Here is a 24,014-nt window from a genome sequence, read left to right as displayed (position 1 = left end):
ACCATGCACGCACGTAGATGGCATGGGCATGCCATGAAGAAGAGGGTCGTCGTCCTCGCCGGCTGCACCGCACTGGTGCTGTCCCTCACCGGCACCGCCACCGCCCAGGCCGACTCCCGCGATCCCGCCCGGCAGACGCTCGGGGCGAAGGACGGATGGGGGTCCTACGGCACCGGGACCACCGGCGGTGCCGCCGCCGACGCCGAGCACGTGTACACCGTGACCACCTGGGCCCAGTTCAAGGCCGCCCTCGCCGCGGGCGGCAGCGCACCGAAGATCATCAAGGTGAAGGGGACCATCGACGCGGTCTCCGAGGGGTGCGACGCCTTCGCCGTGCCCGGGTACGACTTCGACGCCTACCTGAAGAAGTACGCGCCCGAGACGTGGGGGCGGGACAAGGACCTGAGCGGCGAACCCGCCGACAGTCCGGAGGGGCTGCGCCGCGCCTCCGCCGACAACCAGGACCAGGCCATCAAGGCCGCTGTCCCCGCCAACACCACCATCATCGGCGTCGGGAAGAACGCGGGCTTCAAGGGCGCCAGCCTCCAGATCAAGGGCGTCGACAACGTCATCGTCCGCAACCTCACCTTCGAGAGCCCCCTCGACTGCTTCCCGCAGTGGGACCCGACCGACACCTCCACGGGCGCGTGGAACTCCGAGTACGACACCGCCGTCGTCTACGGCTCCACCCACGTCTGGATGGACCACAACACCTTCACCGACGGCAGCCACCCCGACAGCAAGGCACCGACGTACTTCGGCGCGCTGTACCAGCAGCACGACGGCGAGCTGGACATCGTCCGGGGATCCAACTACGTCACCGCCTCCTGGAACATCTTCGCCGACCACGACAAGACGCTCATGATCGGCAACAGCGACAGCGAGTCGACGGCCGTCGGCGACCGGGGCAAGCTCAAGGTGACACTCCACCACAACCTGTTCCGGAACGTGATCGAGCGCGCTCCGCGCGTCCGCTTCGGGCAGGTCGACTCGTACAACAACCACTTCGTGGCCGGCCGGGACTACGTCTACAGCTTCGGCATCGGCAAGGAGTCCCAGCTCGTCGCCGAGCACAACGCCTTCACGCTGGCGAAGGGGGTCAGCCCGGCGAAGATCCTGAAGAAGTGGATGGAGGCCCCGGTCACCGCCGCGAACAACTACGTCAACGGCAAGAAGACCGACCTGATCGCCGTGCACAACGCGGAGATCCCCGAGGAGACCCTCCAGTCGGGCGCCGGCTGGACGCCGACACTGCGCACCAAGGTCGACCCTGCGAAGGCCCTCCCCGGCATCGTCGACCACCGCGCGGGCGCCGGCCGCATCTGCTGACGCCCCCCGAGAACCGGCCGGGCCGGGCACACGCCACGAGGTGCGCCCGGCCCGGCCGCCCTCGGCCCATCCCCCCCCCACGAGCCGCACCGCGAAGGGACAGCCGCATGTCCTCGCACGTCCACCGTTCCCTCTCCCGCAGAGGATTCCTCGTCGCGAGCGCCGGAGCGGGCGCCGCACTCGCCCTAGCGTCGGCACCCGCGCAGGCCCTCGGACGACAACGCCCGTTCGGCCGGTACGGTTCACCGGCCGCCCGCCTCACCCCGAAGACGCTGTACGTCGATCCGCGCGGCCGCGGCGACCACACCTCCGTCCGGGAAGCCGTCGCCGCCGCCGGCGGCAGCGGCTGGACGCTGGTCATCGCGCCGGGCACCTACCGGGAGACGGTCGCCGTCGACGCCACCCGCACCGAGGCGACCTGGATCGGCGCCTCCGAGAACCCCCGTGACGTCGTGATCGTCTACGACAACGCGGCGGGCACCCCGAAGCCGGACGGCTCGGGCACCTACGGCACCACCGGCTCCGCCACCACCACCGTCCGGGCCGACGGCTTCACCGCCCACCGGATCACCTTCGCCAACGACTTCCTGCGCCAGGAGCATCCCGAGATCAGCGGCACCCAGGCCGTCGCCATCAAGGTGCAGGGCGACCGCTCGGCCTTCCACCACTGCCGCTTCCTCGGCTGCCAGGACACCCTGTACGCCGACTCCAACTCCGCGAGCCTCGTCGCCCGCCAGTTCTTCTCGCACTGCTACGTCGAGGGCGACGTCGACTTCGTCTTCGGCAGGGCCACGGCCCTCTTCGAGCACTGCCACTTCCGCACCCTGAACCGCACCGACGCGTCAGGCGCCCCGTACGGCTTTGTCTTCGCCCCCTCCACGGAGCGCGCCAACCCGCACGGCTACCTCGTGACGCGCAGCCACGTCGGCAGCGAGGCCCCGGACGGCTACTACAAGCTGGCCCGCCCCTGGGTGCCCACCTCCAGCACCACCGTCCGCCCGATGCTCACGGTGCGCAACACCTGGCTGGGCCCGGGCATCGACGCGGTCGCGCCCTACGCCAACATGCGAGACGCCCACCCCTGGCAGGACCAGCGCTTCGCCGAGTACCGCAACACCGGCCCGGGCGCCGCCGTCACCGTCCCCGAGAACCGGCCCCAGCTCACCGACGAGCAGGCCGAGTCGGCGACCCGCGCCACCTGGCTCGGCGACTGGCGGCCACCGGGGGCGTGCTGAGATGCGCCGACGCACACTCCTGCTCACCGGCGTCGCCGGCGGCCTGACCGCTGCCGGCCCCCGGCCCGCCTCGTACGAGACCACGGCCCGGCCCTCGCCGGTGGTACGGGAGACCCGGGTCGGGCCGGGCACCGACGCGGTGGCCCCGTACACCACCATGCGGGAGGCCCGTCCCCGGCAGTCGATGCGTTTCGCCGAGTACCGGAACGCGGGGCCGCGGGCGGCCGTTCACGCACCGGAGAACCGGCCGCAACTCACCCGGCCGCACACCAGGAAGACGTACGTCGGCGACTGGCGACCCTGTGCGTAGGGCCGCTGCTCTCCTCCTCGGTCTCTGCCTGCTCTGGCCTGTCCCGCCGGCCTCCGCCACCGAACGCACCCCGGTGGGCTGGGCCTCGACCGGCTCCGGCACCAGCGGCGGAGCGGGCGGCCGGACCTGGACGGTGGACACTCGCGCCGAACTCAAGAGGGCCCTCGCGAACGACGGCGATGCCACCGCGCCCAAGGTGATCCGGGTCGTCGGCGACATCAACGGCCACGAGAGCGACGGCGGTTCCCTGCTCGGCGAGCAGGACTACGCGCCCGGGTACGACCTCGGCCAGTACATGTCCTGCTTCGGCGAGGACGGCGCCGTCTGGTCCGACACCCGTTTCGACTACTGCAAGCAGCAGCGGCAACTGCGCCAGACCGGGTCGAACAAGGAGAAGGCCCAGATCCAGCTCACCGTGCCGAGCAACACCACGCTCGTCGGCGCCGGCCGCGACGCACGGCTGCTCGGGGTGTTCCTGACCGTCAACACAGGCAGCAACGTCATCGTGCGCAACCTGCGCCTGGAGGCTCCCGTCGACCACTTCACCAGCTGGTCACCGGACGACGGCACCCGGGGCAGCTGGAACGCCCGCTTCGATGCGCTGACCGTGATCACCGGCAGGAACATCTGGATCGACCACTGCACCTTCGCCGACGGACGCTTCCCCGACCGCGCGGCACCGCCGGGCTTCCACGGCGAGCCCGTGCAACGGCACGACGGGCTGCTGGACATCGAGGACGGCTCCGACTTCGTCACCGTCTCCGACAGCCGGTTCGAGGACCACGACAAGGCGGTCCTCATCGGCTCGGGCGACGGACGCGGCGACCGTGACCGGGGGCACCTGAAGGTGACCTTCGCCCGCAACCTGTTCAGCGACATCGTGCAACGGGCCCCGCGGGTCCGCTTCGGGCAGGTGCACGTCGTCAACAACGTCCACCGGGGGCGGGCCCCGCTCTATGCCCTGGGCGTCGGCGTGGAGTCCGCGATCTTCTCCGAGCACAACGTCTTCCGGTACCCCGGGGCAGGGCCGTCGCTCGCCGTCGCGGCCTACGGGGGCGCGGAGTTCCGCGACACCGGCTCCTGGTTCAACGGGCGGCCCGCCCGCCTGAACGCCGTGGCGAGCGCTCTCGGACTCGGGAGCGACGTCGGCTGGGACCCCGCCGACGTCTACGACCACCGTGCCCTGACCTCCCCGGCGGCGGTCGAGCGGTACGTACTGCGGCACGCCGGAGCCGGGAGGCCGCATGGACGCCCATGACGCGCTGGGGCGACGGACGTTCGTGGTCGGGACGAGTGCCGCGCTGCTCGGCGCAGGAGCGGTGAGCGGGGCGGAGGCGGCGGTCGTGGACGGGCCGCTGCCCGATTTCCACCCGGCGCTGAAGGACGCCCTGACCTTCCCGCTGGCCTGGGGCCGGTCCCCGGTCCGCGACGTCCGTGCCTGGCGGCGGGCCGCCCGCGCCAGAGTCGAGGAGCACCTCCTCGTCGAGCGGCAGGACGGGACGCCGTACGCACCGGAGTTCACCGGCCGCTCCCGGACGCGGCACTTCACACGGGAGCTGGTGACCGTCTCCCTCACCCGCTACGAACGGGTCCGCGGCGCCCTGCTCACGCCGCACGGCCGCGGGCCCTTTCCCGCGGTGCTGCTCCTGCACGACCACGGCGCCCGGTTCGACATCGGCAAGGAGAAACTCGTCCGGCCCTGGTACGACGACACCCGTCTGGCCTCCGCCCGGGCCTGGGCCGACAAGTACTTCAGCGGACGGTTCGTCGGGGACGAACTGGCCCGCCGCGGCTATGTGGTGCTCTGTCTGGACGCGCTCGGGTGGGGCGATCGCGGTCCCCTCGCCTACGAGCAGCAGCAGGCGCTGGCCGCCAACTTCTACAACCTCGGCTCCTCGTTCGCCGGGCTCATGGCCCGGGAGGACCAGCGGGCCGCCGCCTTCCTGGCGGGGCTGGACCGGGTGGACGCCCGGCGGGTCGCGGCCGTCGGCTTCTCCATGGGCGCCTACCGGGCCTGGCAGACCGCCGCCCTCAGCGACCAGGTGGCGGCCGCCGCGAGCGTCTGCTGGATGACCGGCCTGAAGGAGATGATGGTGCCCGGCAACAACACCCTGCGCGGGCAGTCGGCCTACTGCATGCTCCACCCCGGCCTCGCCCGGCACCTCGACATCCCGGACGTGGCGAGCATCGCCGCGCCCCGGCCGATGCTGTTCTTCGACGGCGGACTCGACACGCTGTTCCCGGCCGGGGGCGTGCGGGTCGCGTACGACAAGCTGCGTGCCGTCTGGCGCGCGCACCACGCCGAGGAGCGGATACGGATGAAGACGTGGCCGGAACTCGGCCACGTCTTCACCGCACCCATGCAGGACGAGGTCGTCAGCTGGCTCGACGACGTCCTGTGAGACTCACCGCCGCACCGGCTCGATGCCCTCCAGAGTCGGCACCACCGGCTTGATGCTGCCGTCGGCCGCGAACTCCATGCGGTCGATGGTCGTCTCACGGTGCATGCCGTCGCCGCCCGGCCGTCCGGGCCCGTTGAGGGCGAAGCGGTGGTAAACGGCGTACCAGTCGTCGGTGCCGGGGGTGTTCACCACCGAGTGGTGACCGGTGCCGAGGATGCCGTACTCGGGCCGCTTCTGAAGGATCGTCCCGTGTTTGGTCCACGGGCCGAGAGGGGACGGCCCCGTCGCGTACGCCACGTGGTAGTTCTCGCTGCGGGTGTCGTCCTCCGACCACATGAAGTAGTACGTGCCCTTCCGCTTGATCACGAAGGCGCCCTCGCGGAAGTTGTCCGGGGTGATGTCCCGCACCTTCGACGCGTCGTACGACACCATGTCGTCATTCAGCGGCACGACGTACCCGTGACCGTTGCCCCAGTACAGATAGGCCTGGCCGTCGTCGTCCGTGAAGACGGCCGGGTCGATCATCTGGCCCTTCAGCGAACCGCCCTTGGGGACCAGGGGCTTGCCGAGCGCGTCCTCGAAGGGGCCGGCGGGGGAGTCCGCCACCGCCACGCCGATCTGCTGCTCGGCGCAGAAGTAGAAGTAGTACTTGCCGTCCCGCTCGGCGATCGCGGGTGCCCAGGCGTTCTTGTCGGCCCAGGTCACGTCCGGCCCGAGGTCGAGGATGACGCCGTGGTCCTTCCAGTTGACCAGGTCCTTCGACGAGTAGGCCTTGAACTTGGTGCCGCTCCAGCCGGGGAAGCCGTCCGTCGTCGGATAGATCCAGTACCTGCCGTTGAGGTAGTGGACGTCCGGGTCGGCGTTGAGGCCCGGCAGGATCGGGCTGCGGGTGCGGACCGCCTCGACCGTCCAGGTCCGCCTGGTGCCGTCGGCGGCCGTGACCGTGTACTTCTGCGGCTTGCGGAAGTCGCGCCGGGTGCCGGACTTCGGGCTGAGCTTCGCGCCCTCACCGACCCACAGCTTCGGGGCGAGGCCGCGCAGGTCGGCGTCGGGCCGCATCGGCAGGACGACCTTCGAGGCGCTGTCCGTGACGATCGCGTACCCCTTCTGGTGCTTCGCCGTCGCGTCCACCACCGAGGCGGGCGTGGCCGGGTAGGCGGCCAGCAGGCGGTCGTACTCCTGCTGCGTCACCGGCAGGACCGTGCCGTGCCGCGGGCTCGCCGGGAGCTGGTAGTCCGTGGACGGTGTCCACTTGCCGGAGGCGAGGTCGGTGGTCTCGAAGGGGATGTAGCCGCGGCCGCCGTACTCGTCGATGAACAGGTACCACTTCTTCTCGGTGTTCGACTTGAACACCGTCGGGCCCTCACCGCGGTCCATCGCGCCCTTGCCGATGCAGTCGGCCACGAAGTCGTACTTCGTCGAGGTCAGGGAGGTGGACTTCTCCCCGGTGATGAACTTCGAGCAGGGGCTGGAGGAGCCGGGGTCCCGCTCGTCCTTGGTGTAGCGGTAATACTCGTCCTCGTACTTCACGACCGTGGAGTCGATCACCGAGTAGCCCGGGTCGTTCCAGACCTTCGGCTCGCTGAAGGTGCGGAAGTCCTTCGTCGTCGCGTACAGCATCTTGTTGTACGTGCTGCCCTTGTGGTCAGGGTCGTCGTCGGCGTACAGCTTCGACGCCCAGAAGACGACGTACGCGTCGAGCTCGTCGTCCCAGTAGGCCTCCGGGGCCCAGGTGTTGCCAGCGCTGTCCGGGGAGACCTTCACCAGGCGCTGGTCGGTCCAGTGGACCAGGTCGGTGGACTCCCAGACCATGATCGACTTGCTGCCGTGCCGCTGGACCTGGTCCCAGCTGCCGCTGGAGTTCTTGTACATCCGCAGGTCGGTGGCGATCAGGTAGAACTTGTCGCCCTCGGGGGAGCGGATGACGAACGGGTCGCGCAGGCCCTTCTCGCCGATCGTGGACGTCAGCACCGGCTTGCCGGCGTTCAGCTCGCGCCAGTGCAGCGGGTCGTTGCCGCGGCTGAGGGCGTAGCGGATCTGCTCGCCGTCGGCGGTGCCCTCGCCGGTGAAGTAGGCGAAGAGATAGCCGGCGTACTTGCTGTGCTTCACGGGTGGGGCTCCGGGATCTGCGGTGCTGGGAGGTGCCGTGAGGAGGGTCATGAGGAGGCCGGTCAGGGCCAGGAGAGGCAGCAGGAGCGTGCGGGCGATGCGGGGGCGCATGACACTTCCTGTCGGAGTGTGGGGGATTCTGTTGGATAGCGGCCCTCGGAGTTTCACCGGAGGGGCGCAGGGCGTCAACGGGTCGGCATGAGGCCGATGGTTCCGAAACTTTCGGAACGGCGGCGCCTCCGGTGCACGTGACGGCGGCAACCCTTTCCGGCGCGGCGGCGACTGGTGGACGGGAAACGGGGCGGAGCGGGCCCCTCCGAACCGTTTCCGTCCCCGACCCCCAGGAAAGGAACGCTCCGTGCCGCCGAGCACCGGACGCCATCGCAGCACCCGTACGCTCTCCATCGCCGCGGCCGTGGTCTGTGCCGCGGGGGCCGGCGGCGTCGGCCTCGGGCTGACGACCGGCGGCGCCCGGGCCGCCTCGACGACGATCACCGTCTCCACCGCGGCCCAGCTCGAAGAGGCCGTGCGGAACGCCACCGCCGGCACCGTGATCCAGGTCCGCGGCGGCACCTACCACCCGTCCGCCACCCTGGAGTCCAGCGCGAACGGCACCGCTTCCGCGCCCATCACCCTGCGGGCGTACGACGGGGAGAAGGTGCGGATCGACGGGTCCGGACTGCCCGCCGGCTCCTGGCTGGCCGGGATCAACGGCGACCACTGGACCGTCCAGGACCTCGCGTTCGTCAACTCCCCGGCCCAGGGCTTCGTCGCCACTTCCTCGGTCGGCGGGGTCTTCAGAAACCTGGTCACCGCGGACAACGGCGACTCCGGCTTCACCCTGCGCGGCGACGGCACCACCGGCAACCTCGTGCAGAACCTGGACAGCCACGGCAACTACGACCCGGCCGGCCACGGCCGGAACGCCGACGGCATCGCGGTCAAGTTCGGCTCGGGGACCGGGAACAGGATCACCGGAGCCCGGCTGTACGACAACGCCGACGACGGCCTCGACCTGTGGCAGTTCTCCTCGCCGGTGACCATCGAGCACTCCTGGGCCTTCGGCAACGGCGAGAACCGCTGGAAGGACCCGGCCTTCGAGGGCGGCGGCAACGGCTTCGAGCTGGGCGGCGGGGGCGCGTCCGTCGCCCACGTCGTCACCGGCAACGCGGCCTGGGACAACACGCGGCACGGCTTCACCGAGAACTCCAACACCGGCGCCGTCGCCCTGCACCGCAACACCGCCTTCGCCAACGCGGGGAACGGTTTCTCCTTCGCCACCGGCACGGCCCGCCTCGGCGGGAACCTCGCCGTCGGCGACAAGGGTGGAGCGGCGGCGCTCGGCCCCTCGGCGGTCTCCGTCGGCAACACCTGGGACAGCGGCACCGCCACCCCGTCCTTCCGGTCGACGGACCCGGCCGGCGCGTACGGAGCCCGCCGGGCGGACGGCTCCCTGCCCAGGACGAATTTCCTGACGACCGGCTCCACGACCACCGGCTCGGCGATGGACTGAGACTGCTCCCCGTATGGCGACGCCCCCGTCGGTGCGAAGCGACGGGGGCGTCCTGCCGACCGGTCGAGGGGGGCTCGACCGGTACCGTCCGGCCGTCCGGAGGGGGGCTCCGGAGGGCCGAGGTGCCGGGACGTCCGACTGGGGGGCCGGACACCCGGCATTCCGGCCGGCCCAAGGGGGGACGAGGGCCGACCGGAGTCACAGGGGGGCAGCGCCTACGGGTAGCTGATGTCGGAGGCCTTGAACTTGCAGCTCTTGCCGTCCGGGCCGGGAGGCGACAGCTCCTTGGGCTCCTTGCCCGTGTTGTTGCCCTCGAAGCGCACACACGTCTTGATCTTCTTCTTGCTGTCGCCGTGGATGCGGATCTTCGACAGCGTCGCCGTGTCGCCGTAGTTGGCGTTCACTCCGACGATCGAGTTCATCGGAGCCGTCACGTCGATGTCGCTGAGCACGATCGTGCGCTTGTACTGCGTCTTGCAGTTGCCGCAGGAGCGGACCAGCTTGCCGGCGTTCTGGACCTGGAAGCCCGACACGGTGAGGGTGCCGGCGCCGTTGAACTGGAGCACCTTGTCGTCGGCGTTCTTGGCGCCGCCGCCGATCACCTTGTACACCGCCGACGAGGACTTGCCCTTGAAACTGGCCGCGTCCTCGCCGACGTCCAGCCACCACACGTTCTGCAGGGTGCACGTGCCCTTGCAGTGCACGCCGTCCGCCGCGGGGGTGCCGATGATGACGTTCTTCAGGGTCGCGCCGTCGGCCAGCTCGAAGATCGGGTCCTGGCCCTCGTCCTGGTTGTCGTTGCCGAGCGCGCCGGTGCCGTAGAACATCTTCATCCCGCCGTCACGCACACCGGAGACCGGGATGGTCTTCGGCACGGGCGTCTTGCCCTTGTCCGTGGGCCAGGAAGACGCGGCGCCCGCCGTCGACAGCATCGACGTGGTGACGATCGCCGCTCCCGTGATGCCGAACGCGGACAGCGCGGCGATCACCGCCCGCCGCTTGGTGACGCTGCGGCGGTGGCGGACGCGCCGTTCTGCTGGTGCAGTCATGTACCGATTCCTCAGATGGGTGACTCTTGCGCCTGGTGGTCGTCACCGGTGAAGGAAGGGTTGCCGCGTCTTCAGGAATTTTTCACGAGCCGCCGTCGCCGTCGTCCACGGCGGCGAAGGAACCGCTCACCGACAGCTGCCGCGAACCGGCGGCGGCCGTCACCGAGTAGCGGTCCCCGCCCGCGTCGCGGCCACCGCGGGCGTGGTCGAACTGCCCCGCGAAGACCCACTCGCCCACCGGGACCGTACGGCCCTCCTTGAGGGTCCAGGTGTATTCGAGGAAGCCGTCCCGCTCGGTCACCGCGAGGGTGAAGTCCGTCTCGGGCAGGGAGCGCCACGCGCCCGCGTCGGAGACCCCGCCGGTCTGGGCCACCTTCAACCGCACGGTCAGCGCGGTCAGTTGCTCGCGGGTCTTGAGGGTGATGTTGCTCTGCGCCCAGAAGTCGTTGCTGTGCGGGTCGACCGAACCGTCCGACCACAGCGGGCCGTCCTCCGTACCGGCGGCGGACGGCCGCTCGGCCGCCGGAGCGCTCGGAGTCCTCGACGGCGGCGGGCTCGACTCGCGGCGCTCGGGTGACCGGCTCGGCGACGGCTCCACCGGAGCCGGAGGTGCGGGCGGCCGGCTCGTCGCCTCCGGGGACGGCGTGGGCGTCCCCGTCGTGGCCACTTCCTGCTGCTGCGGGGCGGGTTCGTCCTTCACCGCCGATGCCACCGCGTAACCGCCCACCGCCAGGACGCCGGCGACCGCGGCCGTCGCACCGGCCACCCGCATCCAGCCGAACACCGGCGCAGGCGTCACCCGGTGGCCGGAAACGGCCGGACCGGCCATGCCGCGCTCGACCCGGGCGAGCATGCGCTCCCGATCGGGCTCGTGCGCCCCGGCCGCCTCGTGCAGCCGGGCGCGCACCTCCTCGTGCACGTCCCGCCGCATGCTCATCGGTCCCTCCCTCCGCCCTCACCGGTGCGCACGCCCTCCACGGCGGGCGAACAGTGCGGCGCACCCAGCGCCACGTGCATCCGCTGCGGCACGGCCCGCGTCCCCAGCAACCGCTGGAGTTCGGCCATCCCCTTCGAGGTCTGGCTCTTCACCGTACCCACCGAGACGCCGAGGGCGAGCGCGGTGTCCTTCTCCGACAGGTCGAACGCGTGCCGCAGCACCACACAGGCCCGCTTGCGGAACGGCAGCCTGCGCAACGCCTCCTGCACGTCGACCACGCCCGCGATGTCCGGGTTCTCGGTGTTCTCCTCGCGCTGCGACCAGAACAGGGCGATGCGCCGCCGCTCGCGCACCGCGCTGCGGATGCGGGTACGGGCCAGGTTGGCGACAACACCGCGCGCGTACGCCACCGGGTGGTCGGCCGCGCGCACCCGGTCCCAGCGGTGCCACAGCGCCAGCAGCGCGTCCGCCGCCAGGTCGTCGGCGGTGTCCGACTCGCCGGTCAACAGATGGGCCAGGCGCGACAGATCGGCGTAGTGACGCTCGAAGAAGGCGTGGAACTCCACGGAGGCGGCGTCGTCGACGACTGTGCCCACGGGCGACCTCTCCTGGCAGCGGCTCCGGGCGCTCCCGGCCGGGGCACCCTGTGTGGCTGTCATGTAGATGACATGTGATCATCCGGGGGAGGCCCGGACGAGACCGGGAAGCGTAGCAGCGATCGTCGGATGGTTCGTACGGAGCTTCGAACGTCGTCGGGCAGGCCGGACTTCGTTTTCGTAACACGAACAAAACCTGAACGTGGTTCAACGCGACGAAAATCCAGCCAGCACCCGCACACCGATCACCCAGGCATCAAGGAGCACGCGCCATGTCCGAATCGCAGAAGGTGGCCGACCGGTCGGACGCCGCGCCACCAGCGGCGAACAGCGTCGACCGGTTCTTCAAGATCTCCGAGCGGGGGTCCACCTTCGGCCGGGAGATCCGCGGCGGCTTCGCCACGTTCTTCACGATGGCCTACATCCTTGTCCTGAATCCCATCATCCTGGGCAGTGCGAAGGACAAGTTCGGGCACCAGCTGGACGCCGTCCAACTCACCACCGCCACCGCCCTGGTGGCCGCCGTCATGACCATCATCATGGGCATCGGCGGCAACCTGCCCCTGGCGCTCGCCGCCGGACTCGGCCTGAACGCCGTGGTCGCCTTCCAGATCGCCCCGCTGATGAGCTGGGACGACGCGATGGGCCTGATCGTCCTCGAAGGCCTGCTGATCTGCGTACTGGTGGTGACCGGTCTGCGCGAGGCCGTCATGCACGCGATACCCCAGCCGCTCAAGCAGGCGATCAGCGTCGGCATCGGCCTGTTCATCGCCTTCATCGGCTTCGTCGACGCCGGGTTCGTCAGCCGCATCCCGGACGCCGCCAACACCACCGTGCCCGTTCAGCTGGGCGGCACCGGCACCCTCGCCGGCTGGCCGATGCTCGTCTTCTGCCTCGGCGTGCTGCTGACGATCGGACTGCTCGCCCGCAAGGTCAAGGGCGCCATCCTGATCAGCATCGTCACCATGACCGCGCTGGCGATCGTGATCAACTCCATCGCCGACATCAAGTCCTGGGGCCTGACCACACCCTCCTGGCCGGACCGGCTCGTCGACACCCCCGACTTCGGGCTCATCGGCGACTTCGACCTGTTCGGCGCGTTCAGCGCCCCCGGCGTCGGTGTCATCACCGTCGTCCTGCTGATCTTCACGCTGATCCTGTCCGACTTCTTCGACACCATGGGCACGGTCGTCGGCATCAGCGCCGAGGCCGGGCTGCTCGACGAGGACGGCAAGGTCCCGAACCTCGGCCGGGTGCTGCTCATCGACGGTGCCGCCGCGGTCGCCGGCGGTGCGGCCTCCGCCTCCTCGGCGACCTCCTACATCGAGTCAGCGGCCGGTGTCGGCGAGGGCTCGCGCACCGGCTTCTCCAACCTCGTCACCGGCGGCCTGTTCGGCCTCGCGCTGTTCCTCACCCCGCTGCTCACCATCGTCCCGCTCCAGGCGGCAGCCCCCGCCCTGGTCGCCGTCGGCTTCCTGATGATGACCCAGGTCAAGCACATCGACTGGGACCGCTACGACATCGCCATCCCCGCGTTCCTCACCATCGCCGTGATGCCGTTCACCTACTCCATCACCAACGGCATCGGCGCCGGCTTCCTCGCCTACGTCGTCATCAAGACCGTCCTCGGCAAGGCCAAGGAGGTCCACTGGCTGCTCTGGGGGACCTCGGCGCTGTTCCTCGTGTACTTCGCGATCGACCCGATCGAGCAGCTCCTCGGGGCGAAGTGACGCCGGGCGGCCGGTGACACGAGGACGGGCCGCCCCCGGGGGGAAGGGGGCGGCCCGTCTCGTCCGTGAAGACGGCTTACGGACGGCTGAGGTTCAGTCCTTGAGCGCCGCTTGCATCATCGCCTTGGCGACCGGCGCCGCCAGACCGTTGCCGCTGACCTCCGAGCGGGCCGCGTCCGACTGCTCGACCACGACCGCCACGGCGACCTCCTTGCCCGACGAGTCGGACTTGCCGTACGAGGTGAACCAGGCGTACGGCACCTGGCTGTTGTTCTCGCCGTGCTGGGCCGTGCCCGTCTTGCCGCCCACGGTCGCGCCCGGCACCTGGGCGTTCGTGCCCGTGCCCTTGCTCACGACCGTCTCCATCGCCGACTGCAGCTGCTCGGCGGTCGAGGAGCTGACGATCTCCTTGGTGCCCGCCTCGTCGTCGTAGTCCCGCAGCACGTCACCGCCGCTGTCGGTGATCTGCGAGACCATATGAGGCGATACCAGCTTGCCGCCGTTGGCTATGGCCGCCGACACCATGGCCATCTGCAGCGGTGTGGCGGTGACGTCGAACTGGCCGATGCCCGTCAGGGCCGTCTGCGACGGATACATGTCCGACGGGTACACGCTCGTGTAGGCCCGGACCGGTACGTCCAGTTTGTCGTCGTTGAAGCCGAACTTGTCGGCCATCGCCTTCACCTTGTCCTGGCCCAGCTTCACGGCCATCTTCGCGAAGACGTTGTTGCACGAGTACTCCAGCGCCGTGCGGATCGTGGCGTTGGTGCAGGGCGCGTTCGGGTTCTCGTTCGTCAGCTCCCGGCTGGTGCCCGGCAGCGTGTACGGGTCCGGGCTGTCCGTCCGCTCGTCCACCGACGAGTACAGCCCGTCCTCCAGCGCGGCCGCCGCCACGACCAGCTTGAACGTCGAACCGGGCGGCAGCGGCTGCCGCAGCGCACGGTTGACCAGCGGCTTCTCCGGGTCGGTCGTGAGCTTCTGCCAGGCTGCCCCGGCCGTGTTGGCGTCGGTCAGCGAAGAAGGGCTGTACGACGGCGTCGACACGACCGCGAGGATCTTCCCGGTCTTCGGGTCGATCGCGACGGCACCGCCCTTCTTGTCGCCCAGCGCCTCGTAGGCCGCCTTCTGCACGTCCGGGTCGATGGTCGTGACCACGTTGCCCGGCTCGGCCCGCTGGTTGGTGAGCGTGTCCATCACGGACTTCAGCCGGCTGTCCGTGCCGTTGAGCAGATCGGTGTAGATGCCCTCCAGCTGAGTCGGGGCGTACGCCTGCGACGCGTAACCCGTCACCGCTGCGTACAGCGGACCGTCCGTGTACGTCCGCTTGTACTTCAGGTCGCCCGTCTTCGTCGGCGCCGAGCCGGTGACCGACCGGCCGCCCACGATGATGTTCCCGAGCGGCGCCGAGTACGTCTCGATCGCGTTCCGCCGGTTGTCCTTGTCGTCTGCCAGCGCCCGGCCCTCGTAGAACTGCACCCAGGTCGCCCTGACCAGCAGAGCGAACACCAGCAGCAGAGCGAAGACCGAAGCGCGCCTGATCGTCTTGTTCATTCCGAACAGGAGGACGAGCCACGCCGGGCGGATCGTTCCCGTCCGTCCCGTTTTCTCATCCGGCGGGCCGGTTTTCTCATCGGCCGTTCAGAAAACCGGCCTCGTACGCCGCGATCACCGCCTGCGTGCGGTCCCGGGTGCCGGTCTTGGCCAGGACCGCCGCGACGTGCGACTTCACCGTGGCCGCGCCGACCTCCATCCGGCGGGCGATCTCCGCGTTGGTCAGCCCCTGCGCCATGTGCCGCAGCACCTCCCGCTCACGGCCCGTGAGCTTCGCCACCCACGCGGGCGGCGCCGGACGGGCGCGGGCGTGCTCGGCCGCGAGGGTGCGGACCGCCGCCGGGAACAGCAGGCTGTCGCTGCGCGCCACCAGCCGGACCGCCTGCACCAGCGCGTCGGCGTCCACCCGCTTCAGCAGGAACCCGGCCGCTCCGGCCCGCAGCGCGTCGTACACGTAGGAGTCGTTCTCGAACGTCGTCACGACGACGATCCGCGGCGGCTCGGCCGACGTGGCGAGGATCTGCTCGGTGGCACGGATCCCGTCGGTCTCCGGCATCCGGACGTCCATGAGGACGACGTCGGGCCGCACCTCCCGTACCACCGACACCGCCTCGGCACCCGTGGCCGCCTCGCCCACCACCTCCAGGTCCGGTTCGGCGGACAGGATGGCGCGCAGCGCGGTGCGCACCATGCGCTCGTCGTCGGCGAGGACGACACGGATCGGGGCCGGGCGGGTCATGCGGGTCCTCTCATCACGGGTCCTGTCATCGGCAGCGTCGCGTGCAGCCGCCAGGTCTGCGTCCCGGTCGGTCCGGCCGTCGCGGTCCCGCCCAGCAGCCTGGCCCGGTCCGCCATGCCGCGCAGCCCGTGGCCGCCGCCGGCGCGGGAGGGAGCGGCGCCGTCCACCGGATTCTCCACGGTGATCTCCAGCGCCCCGCCCGCCACCGTGATCCGCAGCTCCACCGCGGCCCGCTCACCGGCGTGCTTGAGGGCGTTGCTGAGCCCCTCCTGCACGATGCGGTAGGCCTCGCGGGACAGCAGCGGGGGCAGCGCCTCCGGGTCGGCGTCCACGGTCGCGCGCACCCGCTGTCCGCCCGCCCGGGTACGCCGCAGCAGACCGTCGAGGTCGGCGGCGAGGGTCGGCGCCGGGGCCGTGCCGGGGGCGTCGCCCTCACGCAGCACACCCAGCACGGCGTCGAGTTCACCGACGGTGCGCCGGGTGGTGTCCTCGATCGCGGCGAGGGCCTCGCGGACGAACGCCGGGTCGCTGTCGAGGACCCGGCGGGCGGCGCTCGCCTGCAGGGTGACCGCGCTCAGGGCGTGACCGACCGAGTCGTGCAGCTCGCGCGCCAGCCGGTTGCGTACGGCGAGGTCCGCGGCGCGCGCCTCGGCGGCGGCGAGCCGCTCCCGGGGCGTGGGGCCGAGCAACGGAGGCGCCCAGCGGGCCAGCAGCGCGCCGCAACCGGCCGCACAGCCGGCCAGGGCCACCAGCGAGAGCGCGCCCGCGACGGGAGCGAGCGCCAACGCCCAGGTGTGGTCCAGGACTTCGGGCAGCCCGAGCCGGTCGCCGCGCAGCTCCGCGAGAACCGGCAGCACGATCAGCATGGCGGCGAACGGCGGCAGCGCCAGTGACATCCCCGCGATGATCCCGCCGAACCCGAGATGCAGCGTGAACCAGGCAGCCGTACGGCCCTTCTCGCCCCTGGTCCGCGCAGGTGTGAGGGCGAGCCGGTCCGCGTCCACCCCGCACAGCCAGCGCACGGCGGCCGACTCCAGCGGCCGGGTCAGCGGGAACAGCGAGGTGACGGCCGCGAGCGGCAGGCCCACACCGAACGAGGCGAGCTGGAGGGGCAAGGACCCGAAGACGTCCGTGGCGCCGGTGGCCGGGCCGATGACCACCGAGCCGACCAGGACGTACGGCATGGCCAGCGCACCGCCGAGAATCAGATGGATCCACCGCAGGCGCGCTCGCCGGCCGAACAGCAGCCGGGCCAGTGCGCTCACGCCGCCCGTCGCGCGGCCCCGGCCGAGCGCTCCGCGAAGTGGTGGGCGCCGATGGCGGCGACGAGGAGGCCCACGAGCATCTGGCCAGCGTAGGCGAGATGCATCAGTGGCGTGGGCCGGTCGGCGAGGTCCGCCACGCCGCCGAGCGAGGCCAGCGACAGCCATCCGCCCCAGCAGGCCACGGCACCCGAGCCGACCCAGGCGAGAGCGAGCGGCACCGACACGGGCAGGGCCCGGCCGCGCCGGAAGGCCAGCAGCACGGCACCGGCGACCGCAGCGAGGAGGAACACGACGTACAGCGCCTCCAGGACGTAGAACTCACCGCCCCGCTGCGCCGCCCGGCCCTCGCGCAGCCCGGCGGAGACGCCGCAGGCCCACAGGGCGTGGAGCGTGAGCGGCGGCAGGGCGAGCACGGCGGCGGCCACGGCGAGGACCCGGTGGGCCGGGCCGACGGAACCGGCGGGCAGCTCCCGCACCCGCCCGCGCCACAGGTGCCCCCAGCGGTCCCGGGCATAGAGCGCGAAGAGGCCACCGAGGGCGAGCCCCTGCGCGATGAACCCCGTGTACACGACGGCGAACACCCACTCGTCCAGGAGCGCCTCCCGGCCGGCGGACGGGCCACCACCGCCGAACGCCCTCACCACCAGCTGTGCCGGAAACCCGGCCATGATCGGCGCGAGCAGCCCGGTCGCGACCCACACGGGGAACACGAGCAGCCACGCGGGCACCCGCAGCCCCCACGGCCGGGTCAGCACCAGCGCCAGCACGATCACCCCACTGTCCACCAGGACCGAGAGAGCGTTGATCACGGCCATGCCGACCCGGTCGTCGAGCAGCGCGCTGCCCGCGGGTATCCCGATGTGACTCCCGGCGATCCAGGCCGCTTTGAGGGCGAGGTACGGCACACAGGAGACGACGGCGACGGCACGCAGGACGCGCCGGGTGCGGCCGGGGCCGGTGGGGCGTGGAGCGGAGGGGAGAGCGATCGACTGCGTCATACGGCCAGGCTCCCGTGGGAGGGGCCGCGGGCACCTCCTGCCCGGCGACGATCCGCCTCCGCCGGGCGGGGGAGAGGCGGAAGGCCCGATCAGCCCTCCAGGAGGAGCACCGTCTCGTCTATCTCGGCGCCGCGGGCCGGGGCGTACCCCCGGGCCGCCGCCACCACGCGGAACCCGCACTTCTCCAGCACGCGCAGCGACCCCGCGTTGTCCGACGCCGCCCGCGCGTACAGCGGGCGCTCGGGCACCTCGGCGAGCAGCGCTCGCAGGGCCCGGGTGGCGATGCCCTTGCCCCAGTACGCGCGGTCGATCCAGTACGTCACCTCGCGCTCACCCGGCACCCCGTACACCGCCGCACTGCCGACCACGTCACCGTCGGCCAGGACGGTGCGGGCGACGATGTCGGGCGAGGAGCGCTGCCGGGACCAGCGGGTGTCGAAGGCGGCCCGGTCGGCCGGATCCTCCGGGGTGAAGGCCGCCATGCTCAGGGACTCCGGGTCGTTCATCTGCCGGAAGAAGACCGGCAGATCGCTGTCATGGACCGGGCGCAGCTCGACGTTCATGCCTCAAAGCCTACGGGTGGCCAGTGTCAGCCGGTCCCGGGCGTCGAAAAGCGCGTCCTTCACCAGCTGCTCGTGCGCCGGGGTCAGTCGCGCCACCGGCACCGAGCAGCTGATCGCGTCGCGCGCGGGTGTCCGGTAGGGGATGGCCACGCCGAAGCAGCGCAGTCCCAGGGTGTTCTCCTCGCGGTCCACGGCGAAGCCCTGCTCCCGGACCTGGCGCAGCTCCTCGATGAGCTTCTCCCGGTCGGTGATGGTGTGCTCGGTCAGTGCGGGCAGCGTCTCCGGGAGCATCTTGCGCACCTGCTCGTCCGAGTACGTGCTCAGCAGCGCCTTGCCGAGGGACGTCGAGTGCGCGGGCAGCCGGCGGCCGACCCGGGTGAAGGGGCGCAGGTAGTGCTGCGACTGGCGGGTGGCCAGGTAGACGACGTTCGTGCCGTCGAGGCGGGCGAGGTGGATCGTCTCGGTGGTGTCGTCCGAGAGCCGGTCCAGCGTCGGTCGGGCCGCCGCGACGACCTCGTCACCGTCGATGTACGAGGTGCCGACCAGCAGGGCCCGCACGCCGATGCCGTACCGCGTGCCCGTCGCGTCCGTCTCCACCCAGCCCAGCTCGACCAGGGTGCGCAGCAGCATGTAGAGGCTGGACTTGGGGTACCCGACGGCCTCCTGGACCGCCGCCAGGGAGTGCATGCCGGGGCGTCCGGCGAAGTATTCGAGCAGTTCAACCGTTCGTACCGCGGACTTGACCTGCGCCCCGCCGCCCGTCTCGCCAGCCGACATCGCCCTTGACCCCTTCGTTGGACGGGAAATAGTCTCCACAGCATATTCATCACCAGAGACAGTGTTCAGTATATCGAACGCCCCTGGTGAATGACCCAGTACTGCGGCAATACATGTGTGGAGGGACCCGCGGTGGCAGCAGCACCAGTCTGGAGTGTCGACCCCCGAACCGGGAAGCAGCGTGAACAGGTTGCGGTGGAGGCCACAGCCCAGGAGGTGGACGCCGCCGTCCGTGCAGCGCACGAGGCGCGCGGTACGCTCGCGGACCGCGCGGTCCGCGCGGCCTTCCTGCGCAGCGCCGCCGAGGAGCTGGAGGCGGCCAAGGACGGTCTCGTCGAGACCGCCGACGCCGAGACCGCGCTCGGCCCGGTCCGGCTGACCGGCGAGCTCGCCCGCACCTGCTACCAGCTGCGGGCCTTCGCCGACATCGTCGACGAGGGCGCCTTCCTCGACGTCGTCATCAACCACCCCGACGACACCGCGACGCCGCCGATCCCGGATCTGCGCCGTTACAAGGTGGCGCTGGGTGTCGTCGCCGTCTACTCGGCGTCGAACTTCCCCTTCGCCTTCTCCGTCGCGGGCGGCGACACCGCGAGCGCCCTCGCCGCCGGCTGCCCGGTCGTCGTCAAGTCCCACCCGGACCACCCGGGCCTGTCCGAGTACGTCGCCAAGGTGCTGCGCCGTGCCGCCGCCCGGCACGGCATCCCCGAGGGCGTCGTGGGCCTGGTCCACGGCTTCGAGGCGGGCGTCGAGCTGATCAAGCACCCGCTGGTCGCGGCGGCGGGCTTCACCGGCTCCGTGCGCGGTGGCCGTGCCCTCTTCGACGCGGCGGCGGCCCGCCCCGTCCCGATCCCCTTCCACGGCGAGCTGGGCTCCCTGAACCCGGTCGTCGTCACCGAGGCCGCCGCCGCCGAGCGGGCCGAGGCGATCGGCGCCGGACTCGCCGGTTCGATGACCCTGGGCGTCGGCCAGTTCTGTGTGAAGCCCGGCCTCGTCCTCGCCCCGGCCGGCGCCGCGGGCGACGCCCTGCTGAAGTCGCTGACCGACGCCGTCAGCGACACCGACGCCGGGGTCCTGCTCGACCACCGCATGCGCGACAACTTCGTGGCCGGCGTCGCCGAGCGGGCCGGGCTGCCCGACGTCGACTCCCCGGTCACCCCCGGCGCGGGCGGCGAGCACACCGTCAGCGCCGGCTTCCTCACGGTGCCGGCGAGCAGGCTGGCCGCGGAGGGCGAGCACGACCTGCTCCTGGAGGAGTGCTTCGGGCCGGTCACCGTGGTGGCCCGCTACGAGGACGAGGCCGAGGTGAAGTCGGTGCTGTCGCGGCTGCCGGGGAACCTCACGGCGACGGTGCAGCTGTCCGAGGAGGAGGCCGCCGGCCAGGGCCGTGGCGCCGAGATTCTCGCGGAACTGACGCCGCTGGCCGGGCGTGTGTTGGTGAACGGCTGGCCTACGGGTGTCGCCGTCGCCCCGGCCCAGCACCACGGCGGGCCGTACCCGGCCACGACGTCGACGTCCACGTCGGTGGGCGGGACGGCGATCGAGCGGTGGATGCGGCCGGTTGCCTACCAGAACGCGCCGTCTGCGCTGCTTCCCGCCGAGTTGCGGGACGAGAACCCGCTGGGGCTGCCGCGGCGGTTCAACGGGCGTTTGGAGCGTTGACGCCGTCGGGGTGCGGGTGGACTGCGGGCTGCACGCTCGTCGTGGCTGATCGCGCAGTTCCCCGCGCCCCTGAGGGTGGGACCTGAAACACTTGGCCGAATGGATCTGGAATTTTCTGAACTTCCCTTCGGCCTGCGCACATATGGGCCCGACGGCCACTGGTCCTACGAGGACGGCGTGCTCACGGGGTGGGCCGGGGCGCGGCAGGACCGGTTCGTGCCGCCCACCGGTGAAGGGCTGGACCCGGCCTCCGACGCGCCCCGGCTGCTCGGGGCGCCGGAGGGCGACTTCCAGCTGATCGCCAAGGTCACCGTCGGGTTCGGCGCGGCCTTCGACGCCGGGGTGCTCTACGTCCATGTAGGGGAGCGGGCCTGGGCCAAGCTCTGCCTGGAGTACTCCCCGGACGTCCCCACCGTCTGCACGGTGGTGACCCGGGGGCACTCCGACGACGCCAACTCCTTCACCGTGGAGGGCAGTTCCGTCTGGCTGCGGGTGAGCCGCACCGGCCGCGCCTTCGCCTTCCACGCCTCCCGCGACGGCGAACGCTGGACCTTCGTCCGCCTCTTCACCCTCGGCGAGGAGAAGGAGACGGAAGCGGCCCTGGTCGGCTTCATGACCCAGTCCCCGATGGGGGAGGGCTGCGTGGTGACGTTCGACCACATCGAGTTCAGGCCTGCCTGGCCGGACGATCTGCGCGACGGCAGCTGAGGACCGGCCGGGAACCGCCTCCCGGCCGGTCTCGTCATCCCTTGCATGATCAACGACCGACTGACCCCCGACCGTGTGATCCGCACCGCCCTGCCCGCGGAGGTGGCCGACGTCGTCGCGGTCCACGCACGGGCCCGGGCCACGTACTACCCCGACGGGCTGCCACAGGACGGCACCGACTGGTCCGCCATCTGGCGCAGCGCCCTCACCCGGCCGGACGGCCGGGTGCTGTGCGTCGTGGAGGGGGGCCGCATCGTCGGCCTGGCCTCCTTCCGCGTCCCCGAGGACACCCCGGCGGACACGGTGGCACTGTTCCAGTTCCACGTCGACCCCGACCACTGGCGCCATGGAGTCGGCAGCGCGCTGCACGCGGCCTGTGTGGAGGAGTGGCAGGCCGACGGCAGGCGTACGGCCGTGCTCGACGTGCACGTGGACAACGTGCGGGCGCAGGGGTTCTACCGGCGGCAGGGCTGGGTCCCGGAACCGGCCGGGCCGGGAGATCACCACCTGCGCATGCGGTTCGTCCTGCCCGGGGAATGAAGCGGCCTGCTTGAACGTTCATGCACCTGGCGGAGGGAGTCTCCGTACCCGTACGACCTGGAGAGAGCCGAGACATGCGCGTCGAGATCTGGAGCGACATCGCCTGCCCCTGGTGCTACGTGGGCAAGGCCCGCTTCGAGAAGGCGCTGCGGGACTTCCCGTACCGCGAGGACGTCGAGGTGGTGCACCGCTCCTTCGAACTGGACCCCGGCCGCGCCAAGGACGACATCCAGCCCGTGATCACGATGCTCACCAAGAAGTACGGGATGAGCGCCGCGCAGGCCGAGGCCGGGGAGGACAACCTCGGCGCCCAGGCTGCGGCGGAAGGCCTCGACTACCGCACCCGGGGCCGCGACCACGGCAGCACTTTCGACATGCACCGCCTGCTGCACTTCGCCGAGGAGCAGGGCCGCCAGGAGCAGCTGCTCGACCTGCTCTACCGGGCCAACTTCGCCGAGGAGCGGTCCGTCTTCAACGACGACGAGCGGCTGGTGGAGCTCGCCTCGGCCGCCGGTCTCGACAGCGAGGCCGTACGCGCGGTGCTCGCCGACCCGGACGCGTACGCCGACGAGGTCCGGGCCGACGAGCGCGAGGCCGCACAGCTCGGCGCGAACGGTGTGCCGTTCTTCGTGCTCGACCGCAAGTACGGCGTCTCCGGCGCCCAGCCCACCGAGGTCTTCACCCGGGCCCTCACCCAGGCGTACGGCGAGGCCCCGCCCCTGAAGATCGTCGACAGCGGCGAGAGCGCGGACGCCTGCGGCCCGGACGGCTGCGCCGTGCCCCAGCACTGAAACCCCCAGCTCGGAGCGCATCCATAAGCGCTCCTTAGCGGCATCACGCAGAAATCGGCAATGGACGGGGAGATCCGGGGGACGCAGAGTGGTCCCATGGAGACCTTCGAGAACCTCGTCCGTGCCGAGTTCACCCCGAAGCACACCTACCTCAACACCGCGAGCAACGGCCTGCTGCCCGCCCGTACCGTCAGCGCCGTGCAGCAGGCGGTGCGAATGCGCGCCGAGGGCACGCCCCTGGGTCCCCTCTACGAGGACGTGGAGGCCGCCCGCGCGTCCTTCGCCCGGCTGGCCGGCGTCCCGGCCGAGCGCGTCGCGACCGGGGCCTCGGTCGCCGAGTACGGTGCGCTGATCGCCGCCTCGCTCCCCGCCGGTGCCGAAGTCCTCACGGCGGAGAGCGACTTCGCGTCCCTGGTGAACCCGTTCCATGTGCGCGGCGACCTCAAGGTGCGGGCCGTCCCCCTGGAGCGGCTCGCCGAGTCCGTCCGCCCCGGCACCGCGCTCGTCGCGGTCAGCGCCGCGCAGTCCGCCGACGGCCGCATCGCCGACCTGCCCGCGGTGCGCGAGGCGGCCCGGGCGCACGGCGCCCGCACCTACGTCGACGCCTCCCAGTCGGCCGGCTGGCTGCCGATGGAGGCCGACGCGGACGACTTCCTCGCCGCCGTCGGCTTCAAGTGGCTCATGGGCCCGCACGGGGCCTCGTTCTTCGTCGCCCCGCAGGACTTCGGAGGGCTCACACCGCTGCTCGCCGGCTGGGTCGCCGGCGAGGTCCCCTGGGACAGCTGCTACGGCCCCGTGGCGGAACTCGCCCACTCGGCGCGGCGGTTCGACGTCAGCCCGGCCCTCTTCACCTACGCGGGGCTGCGCGCCTCACTGGAACTGCTGGAGGAGATCGGCGTCGACACCGTGCACGCCCATGACGTCGGCCTCGCGGACCGCTTCCGCGCCGGGCTCGCCGGGCTGGGCCAGGAGCCCGTGCCCGCACCGGGGTCGGCGATCGTGTCGGTGCCGGGGCTCGGCCACCGGCAGGGCGAACTGAGCCGGGCGGGCATCGAGGTCTCGAACCGGGCCGGGAACCTGCGGGCCGCGTTCCACCTCTACAACACGCCCGCGGACGTGGACCGGCTGCTGGAGGTCCTGGCGGCATGACAGAACCGGGTGGGGCCTCCCGTCCCACACGAGGAGGCCACACCCGGCAGCTCTGTCACAC

General features: G+C 71.4%; 21 protein-coding genes and 1 pseudogene. 12 read left to right on the top strand and 10 right to left on the bottom strand.

The genetic code is table 11. The annotated features are described in order from the left end of the window. Positions 1-3 precede the first annotated feature (3 nt). The 5 genes and pseudogenes from A4E84_RS09530 (at position 4) to A4E84_RS09510 (ending at position 5,276) form a co-directional block, all read left to right on the top strand. Positions 4-1,329 (top strand): pectate lyase family protein, encoded by a 1,326-nt coding sequence (locus A4E84_RS09530; protein WP_062926125.1) that lies wholly within the window; start codon positions 4-6, stop codon positions 1,327-1,329. Between the two features lie 107 nt (positions 1,330-1,436). Continuing rightward, positions 1,437-2,564, top strand: coding sequence for a pectinesterase family protein (locus A4E84_RS09525; RefSeq protein WP_062926124.1), 1,128 nt, complete (start codon positions 1,437-1,439; stop codon positions 2,562-2,564). A 52-nt stretch (positions 2,565-2,616) separates the two neighbouring features. Continuing rightward, positions 2,617-2,874, top strand: a pseudogene (locus tag A4E84_RS09520) (pectinesterase family protein); the annotation flags it as partial. A 73-nt stretch (positions 2,875-2,947) separates the two neighbouring features. Further along, a complete protein-coding gene (locus tag A4E84_RS09515) occupies positions 2,948-4,132 on the top strand; it encodes a pectate lyase family protein (protein WP_237304887.1) in 1,185 nt (394 codons plus the stop codon). Next, positions 4,119-5,276, top strand: coding sequence for a dienelactone hydrolase family protein (locus A4E84_RS09510; protein WP_062926121.1), 1,158 nt, complete (start codon positions 4,119-4,121; stop codon positions 5,274-5,276). The genes A4E84_RS09515 and A4E84_RS09510 overlap by 14 nt, the downstream gene beginning before the upstream one ends. Before the next feature lie 3 nt (positions 5,277-5,279). On the opposite strand, the gene A4E84_RS09505 is transcribed toward A4E84_RS09510, so the two are convergent. Further along, entirely contained in the window at positions 5,280-7,496 is a 2,217-nt protein-coding gene (locus A4E84_RS09505; RefSeq protein ID WP_062926120.1) for a glycoside hydrolase family 43 protein, read from the bottom strand. Positions 7,497-7,743: 247 nt separating this feature from the next. On the opposite strand from A4E84_RS09505, the gene A4E84_RS09500 reads away from it, so the two are divergent. After that, entirely contained in the window at positions 7,744-8,898 is a 1,155-nt protein-coding gene (locus A4E84_RS09500; protein ID WP_062926119.1) for a right-handed parallel beta-helix repeat-containing protein, read from the top strand. 215 nt (positions 8,899-9,113) lie between these two features. Here the strand turns inward: A4E84_RS09500 and A4E84_RS09495 are convergent, their stop codons facing one another. The 3 genes from A4E84_RS09495 to A4E84_RS09485 form a co-directional block, all read right to left on the bottom strand. Next, positions 9,114-9,947: a pectate lyase gene (locus A4E84_RS09495; RefSeq protein WP_062926118.1), complete on the bottom strand. Its 834-nt coding sequence runs from the start codon at positions 9,945-9,947 to the stop codon at positions 9,114-9,116. A gap of 82 nt (positions 9,948-10,029) precedes the next feature. Further along, positions 10,030-10,884, bottom strand: coding sequence for a hypothetical protein (locus tag A4E84_RS09490; RefSeq protein ID WP_062926117.1), 855 nt, complete (start codon positions 10,882-10,884; stop codon positions 10,030-10,032). After that, positions 10,881-11,480: a SigE family RNA polymerase sigma factor gene (locus A4E84_RS09485; protein ID WP_062926116.1), complete on the bottom strand. Its 600-nt coding sequence runs from the start codon at positions 11,478-11,480 to the stop codon at positions 10,881-10,883. The genes A4E84_RS09490 and A4E84_RS09485 overlap by 4 nt, the downstream gene beginning before the upstream one ends. Before the next feature lie 272 nt (positions 11,481-11,752). Between A4E84_RS09485 and A4E84_RS09480 the strand changes: the two genes are divergently transcribed. Continuing rightward, entirely contained in the window at positions 11,753-13,210 is a 1,458-nt protein-coding gene (locus tag A4E84_RS09480) for an NCS2 family permease (RefSeq protein WP_062926115.1), read from the top strand. A 93-nt stretch (positions 13,211-13,303) separates the two neighbouring features. Here the strand turns inward: A4E84_RS09480 and A4E84_RS09475 are convergent, their stop codons facing one another. The 6 genes from A4E84_RS09475 to A4E84_RS09450 form a co-directional block, all read right to left on the bottom strand. After that, positions 13,304-14,761, bottom strand: coding sequence for a peptidoglycan D,D-transpeptidase FtsI family protein (locus A4E84_RS09475; RefSeq protein WP_062926114.1), 1,458 nt, complete (start codon positions 14,759-14,761; stop codon positions 13,304-13,306). 76 nt (positions 14,762-14,837) lie between these two features. Beyond that, complete coding sequence (locus A4E84_RS09470; protein ID WP_062926113.1) at positions 14,838-15,500, bottom strand: response regulator; 663 nt, start codon at positions 15,498-15,500, stop codon at positions 14,838-14,840. Beyond that, entirely contained in the window at positions 15,497-16,765 is a 1,269-nt protein-coding gene (locus tag A4E84_RS09465) for a sensor histidine kinase (protein WP_062926112.1), read from the bottom strand. Before A4E84_RS09465 ends, A4E84_RS09470 begins: the two co-directional genes overlap by 4 nt. Beyond that, positions 16,762-17,763: a hypothetical protein gene (locus tag A4E84_RS09460; protein WP_062926111.1), complete on the bottom strand. Its 1,002-nt coding sequence runs from the start codon at positions 17,761-17,763 to the stop codon at positions 16,762-16,764. Before A4E84_RS09460 ends, A4E84_RS09465 begins: the two co-directional genes overlap by 4 nt. Positions 17,764-17,852: 89 nt before the next feature. Continuing rightward, on the bottom strand, positions 17,853-18,326 hold the full coding sequence (locus A4E84_RS09455) for a GNAT family N-acetyltransferase (protein WP_062926110.1): 474 nt from the start codon (positions 18,324-18,326) through the stop codon (positions 17,853-17,855). Between the two features lie 3 nt (positions 18,327-18,329). Next, positions 18,330-19,103 carry an IclR family transcriptional regulator gene (locus A4E84_RS09450; RefSeq protein ID WP_031109054.1) on the bottom strand — a complete coding sequence of 258 codons (774 nt, stop codon included), beginning with the start codon at positions 19,101-19,103 and terminating at the stop codon, positions 18,330-18,332. A 132-nt stretch (positions 19,104-19,235) separates the two neighbouring features. Here A4E84_RS09450 and A4E84_RS09445 point away from each other — a divergent pair, with 132 nt between their 5' ends. The 5 genes from A4E84_RS09445 to A4E84_RS09425 all read left to right on the top strand — a co-directional run bounded on the left by A4E84_RS09445 (position 19,236) and on the right by A4E84_RS09425 (position 23,953). Further along, a complete protein-coding gene (locus tag A4E84_RS09445; protein WP_079128920.1) occupies positions 19,236-20,765 on the top strand; it encodes an aldehyde dehydrogenase (NADP(+)) in 1,530 nt (509 codons plus the stop codon). Positions 20,766-20,864: 99 nt separating this feature from the next. After that, the gene (locus A4E84_RS09440) at positions 20,865-21,473 is read left to right on the top strand and encodes a DUF1349 domain-containing protein (protein WP_062926108.1); all 609 of its coding nucleotides are present in this window, start codon (positions 20,865-20,867) and stop codon (positions 21,471-21,473) included. Between the two features lie 45 nt (positions 21,474-21,518). Continuing rightward, a complete protein-coding gene (locus A4E84_RS09435; protein WP_174569413.1) occupies positions 21,519-22,013 on the top strand; it encodes a GNAT family N-acetyltransferase in 495 nt (164 codons plus the stop codon). Positions 22,014-22,087: 74 nt separating this feature from the next. Next, complete coding sequence (locus A4E84_RS09430) at positions 22,088-22,804, top strand: DsbA family oxidoreductase (protein ID WP_062926107.1); 717 nt, start codon at positions 22,088-22,090, stop codon at positions 22,802-22,804. A gap of 96 nt (positions 22,805-22,900) precedes the next feature. Beyond that, a complete protein-coding gene (locus A4E84_RS09425; protein ID WP_062926106.1) occupies positions 22,901-23,953 on the top strand; it encodes an aminotransferase class V-fold PLP-dependent enzyme in 1,053 nt (350 codons plus the stop codon). Positions 23,954-24,014 lie beyond the last annotated feature (61 nt).

This window comes from Streptomyces qaidamensis (genome assembly GCF_001611795.1).
Taxonomy (GTDB): domain Bacteria; phylum Actinomycetota; class Actinomycetes; order Streptomycetales; family Streptomycetaceae; genus Streptomyces; species Streptomyces qaidamensis.
The sequence above is the reverse complement of the archived record's forward strand: the minus strand, read 5'-3'. Positions and strand labels throughout refer to the sequence as shown.

Bases quoted from the DNA above. Each gene is read 5' to 3' on its own strand.
- A4E84_RS09455 (WP_062926110.1), bottom strand. From the start codon at position 18,326: ATGAACGTCGAGCTGCGCCCGGTCCATGACAGCGATCTGCCGGTCTTC.
- A4E84_RS09425 (WP_062926106.1), top strand. From the start codon at position 22,901: ATGGAGACCTTCGAGAACCTCGTCCGTGCCGAGTTCACCCCGAAGCAC.
- A4E84_RS09505 (WP_062926120.1), bottom strand. From the start codon at position 7,496: ATGCGCCCCCGCATCGCCCGCACGCTCCTGCTGCCTCTCCTGGCCCTG.
- A4E84_RS09460 (WP_062926111.1), bottom strand. From the start codon at position 17,763: ATGACGCAGTCGATCGCTCTCCCCTCCGCTCCACGCCCCACCGGCCCC.
- A4E84_RS09440 (WP_062926108.1), top strand. From the start codon at position 20,865: ATGGATCTGGAATTTTCTGAACTTCCCTTCGGCCTGCGCACATATGGG.
- A4E84_RS09430 (WP_062926107.1), top strand. From the start codon at position 22,088: ATGCGCGTCGAGATCTGGAGCGACATCGCCTGCCCCTGGTGCTACGTG.
- A4E84_RS09475 (WP_062926114.1), bottom strand. From the start codon at position 14,761: ATGAACAAGACGATCAGGCGCGCTTCGGTCTTCGCTCTGCTGCTGGTG.
- A4E84_RS09530 (WP_062926125.1), top strand. From the start codon at position 4: ATGCACGCACGTAGATGGCATGGGCATGCCATGAAGAAGAGGGTCGTC.
- A4E84_RS09450 (WP_031109054.1), bottom strand. From the start codon at position 19,103: ATGTCGGCTGGCGAGACGGGCGGCGGGGCGCAGGTCAAGTCCGCGGTA.
- A4E84_RS09510 (WP_062926121.1), top strand. From the start codon at position 4,119: ATGGACGCCCATGACGCGCTGGGGCGACGGACGTTCGTGGTCGGGACG.
- A4E84_RS09495 (WP_062926118.1), bottom strand. From the start codon at position 9,947: ATGACTGCACCAGCAGAACGGCGCGTCCGCCACCGCCGCAGCGTCACC.
- A4E84_RS09480 (WP_062926115.1), top strand. From the start codon at position 11,753: ATGTCCGAATCGCAGAAGGTGGCCGACCGGTCGGACGCCGCGCCACCA.
- A4E84_RS09435 (WP_174569413.1), top strand. From the start codon at position 21,519: ATGATCAACGACCGACTGACCCCCGACCGTGTGATCCGCACCGCCCTG.
- A4E84_RS09470 (WP_062926113.1), bottom strand. From the start codon at position 15,500: ATGACCCGCCCGGCCCCGATCCGTGTCGTCCTCGCCGACGACGAGCGC.
- A4E84_RS09490 (WP_062926117.1), bottom strand. From the start codon at position 10,884: ATGAGCATGCGGCGGGACGTGCACGAGGAGGTGCGCGCCCGGCTGCAC.
- A4E84_RS09525 (WP_062926124.1), top strand. From the start codon at position 1,437: ATGTCCTCGCACGTCCACCGTTCCCTCTCCCGCAGAGGATTCCTCGTC.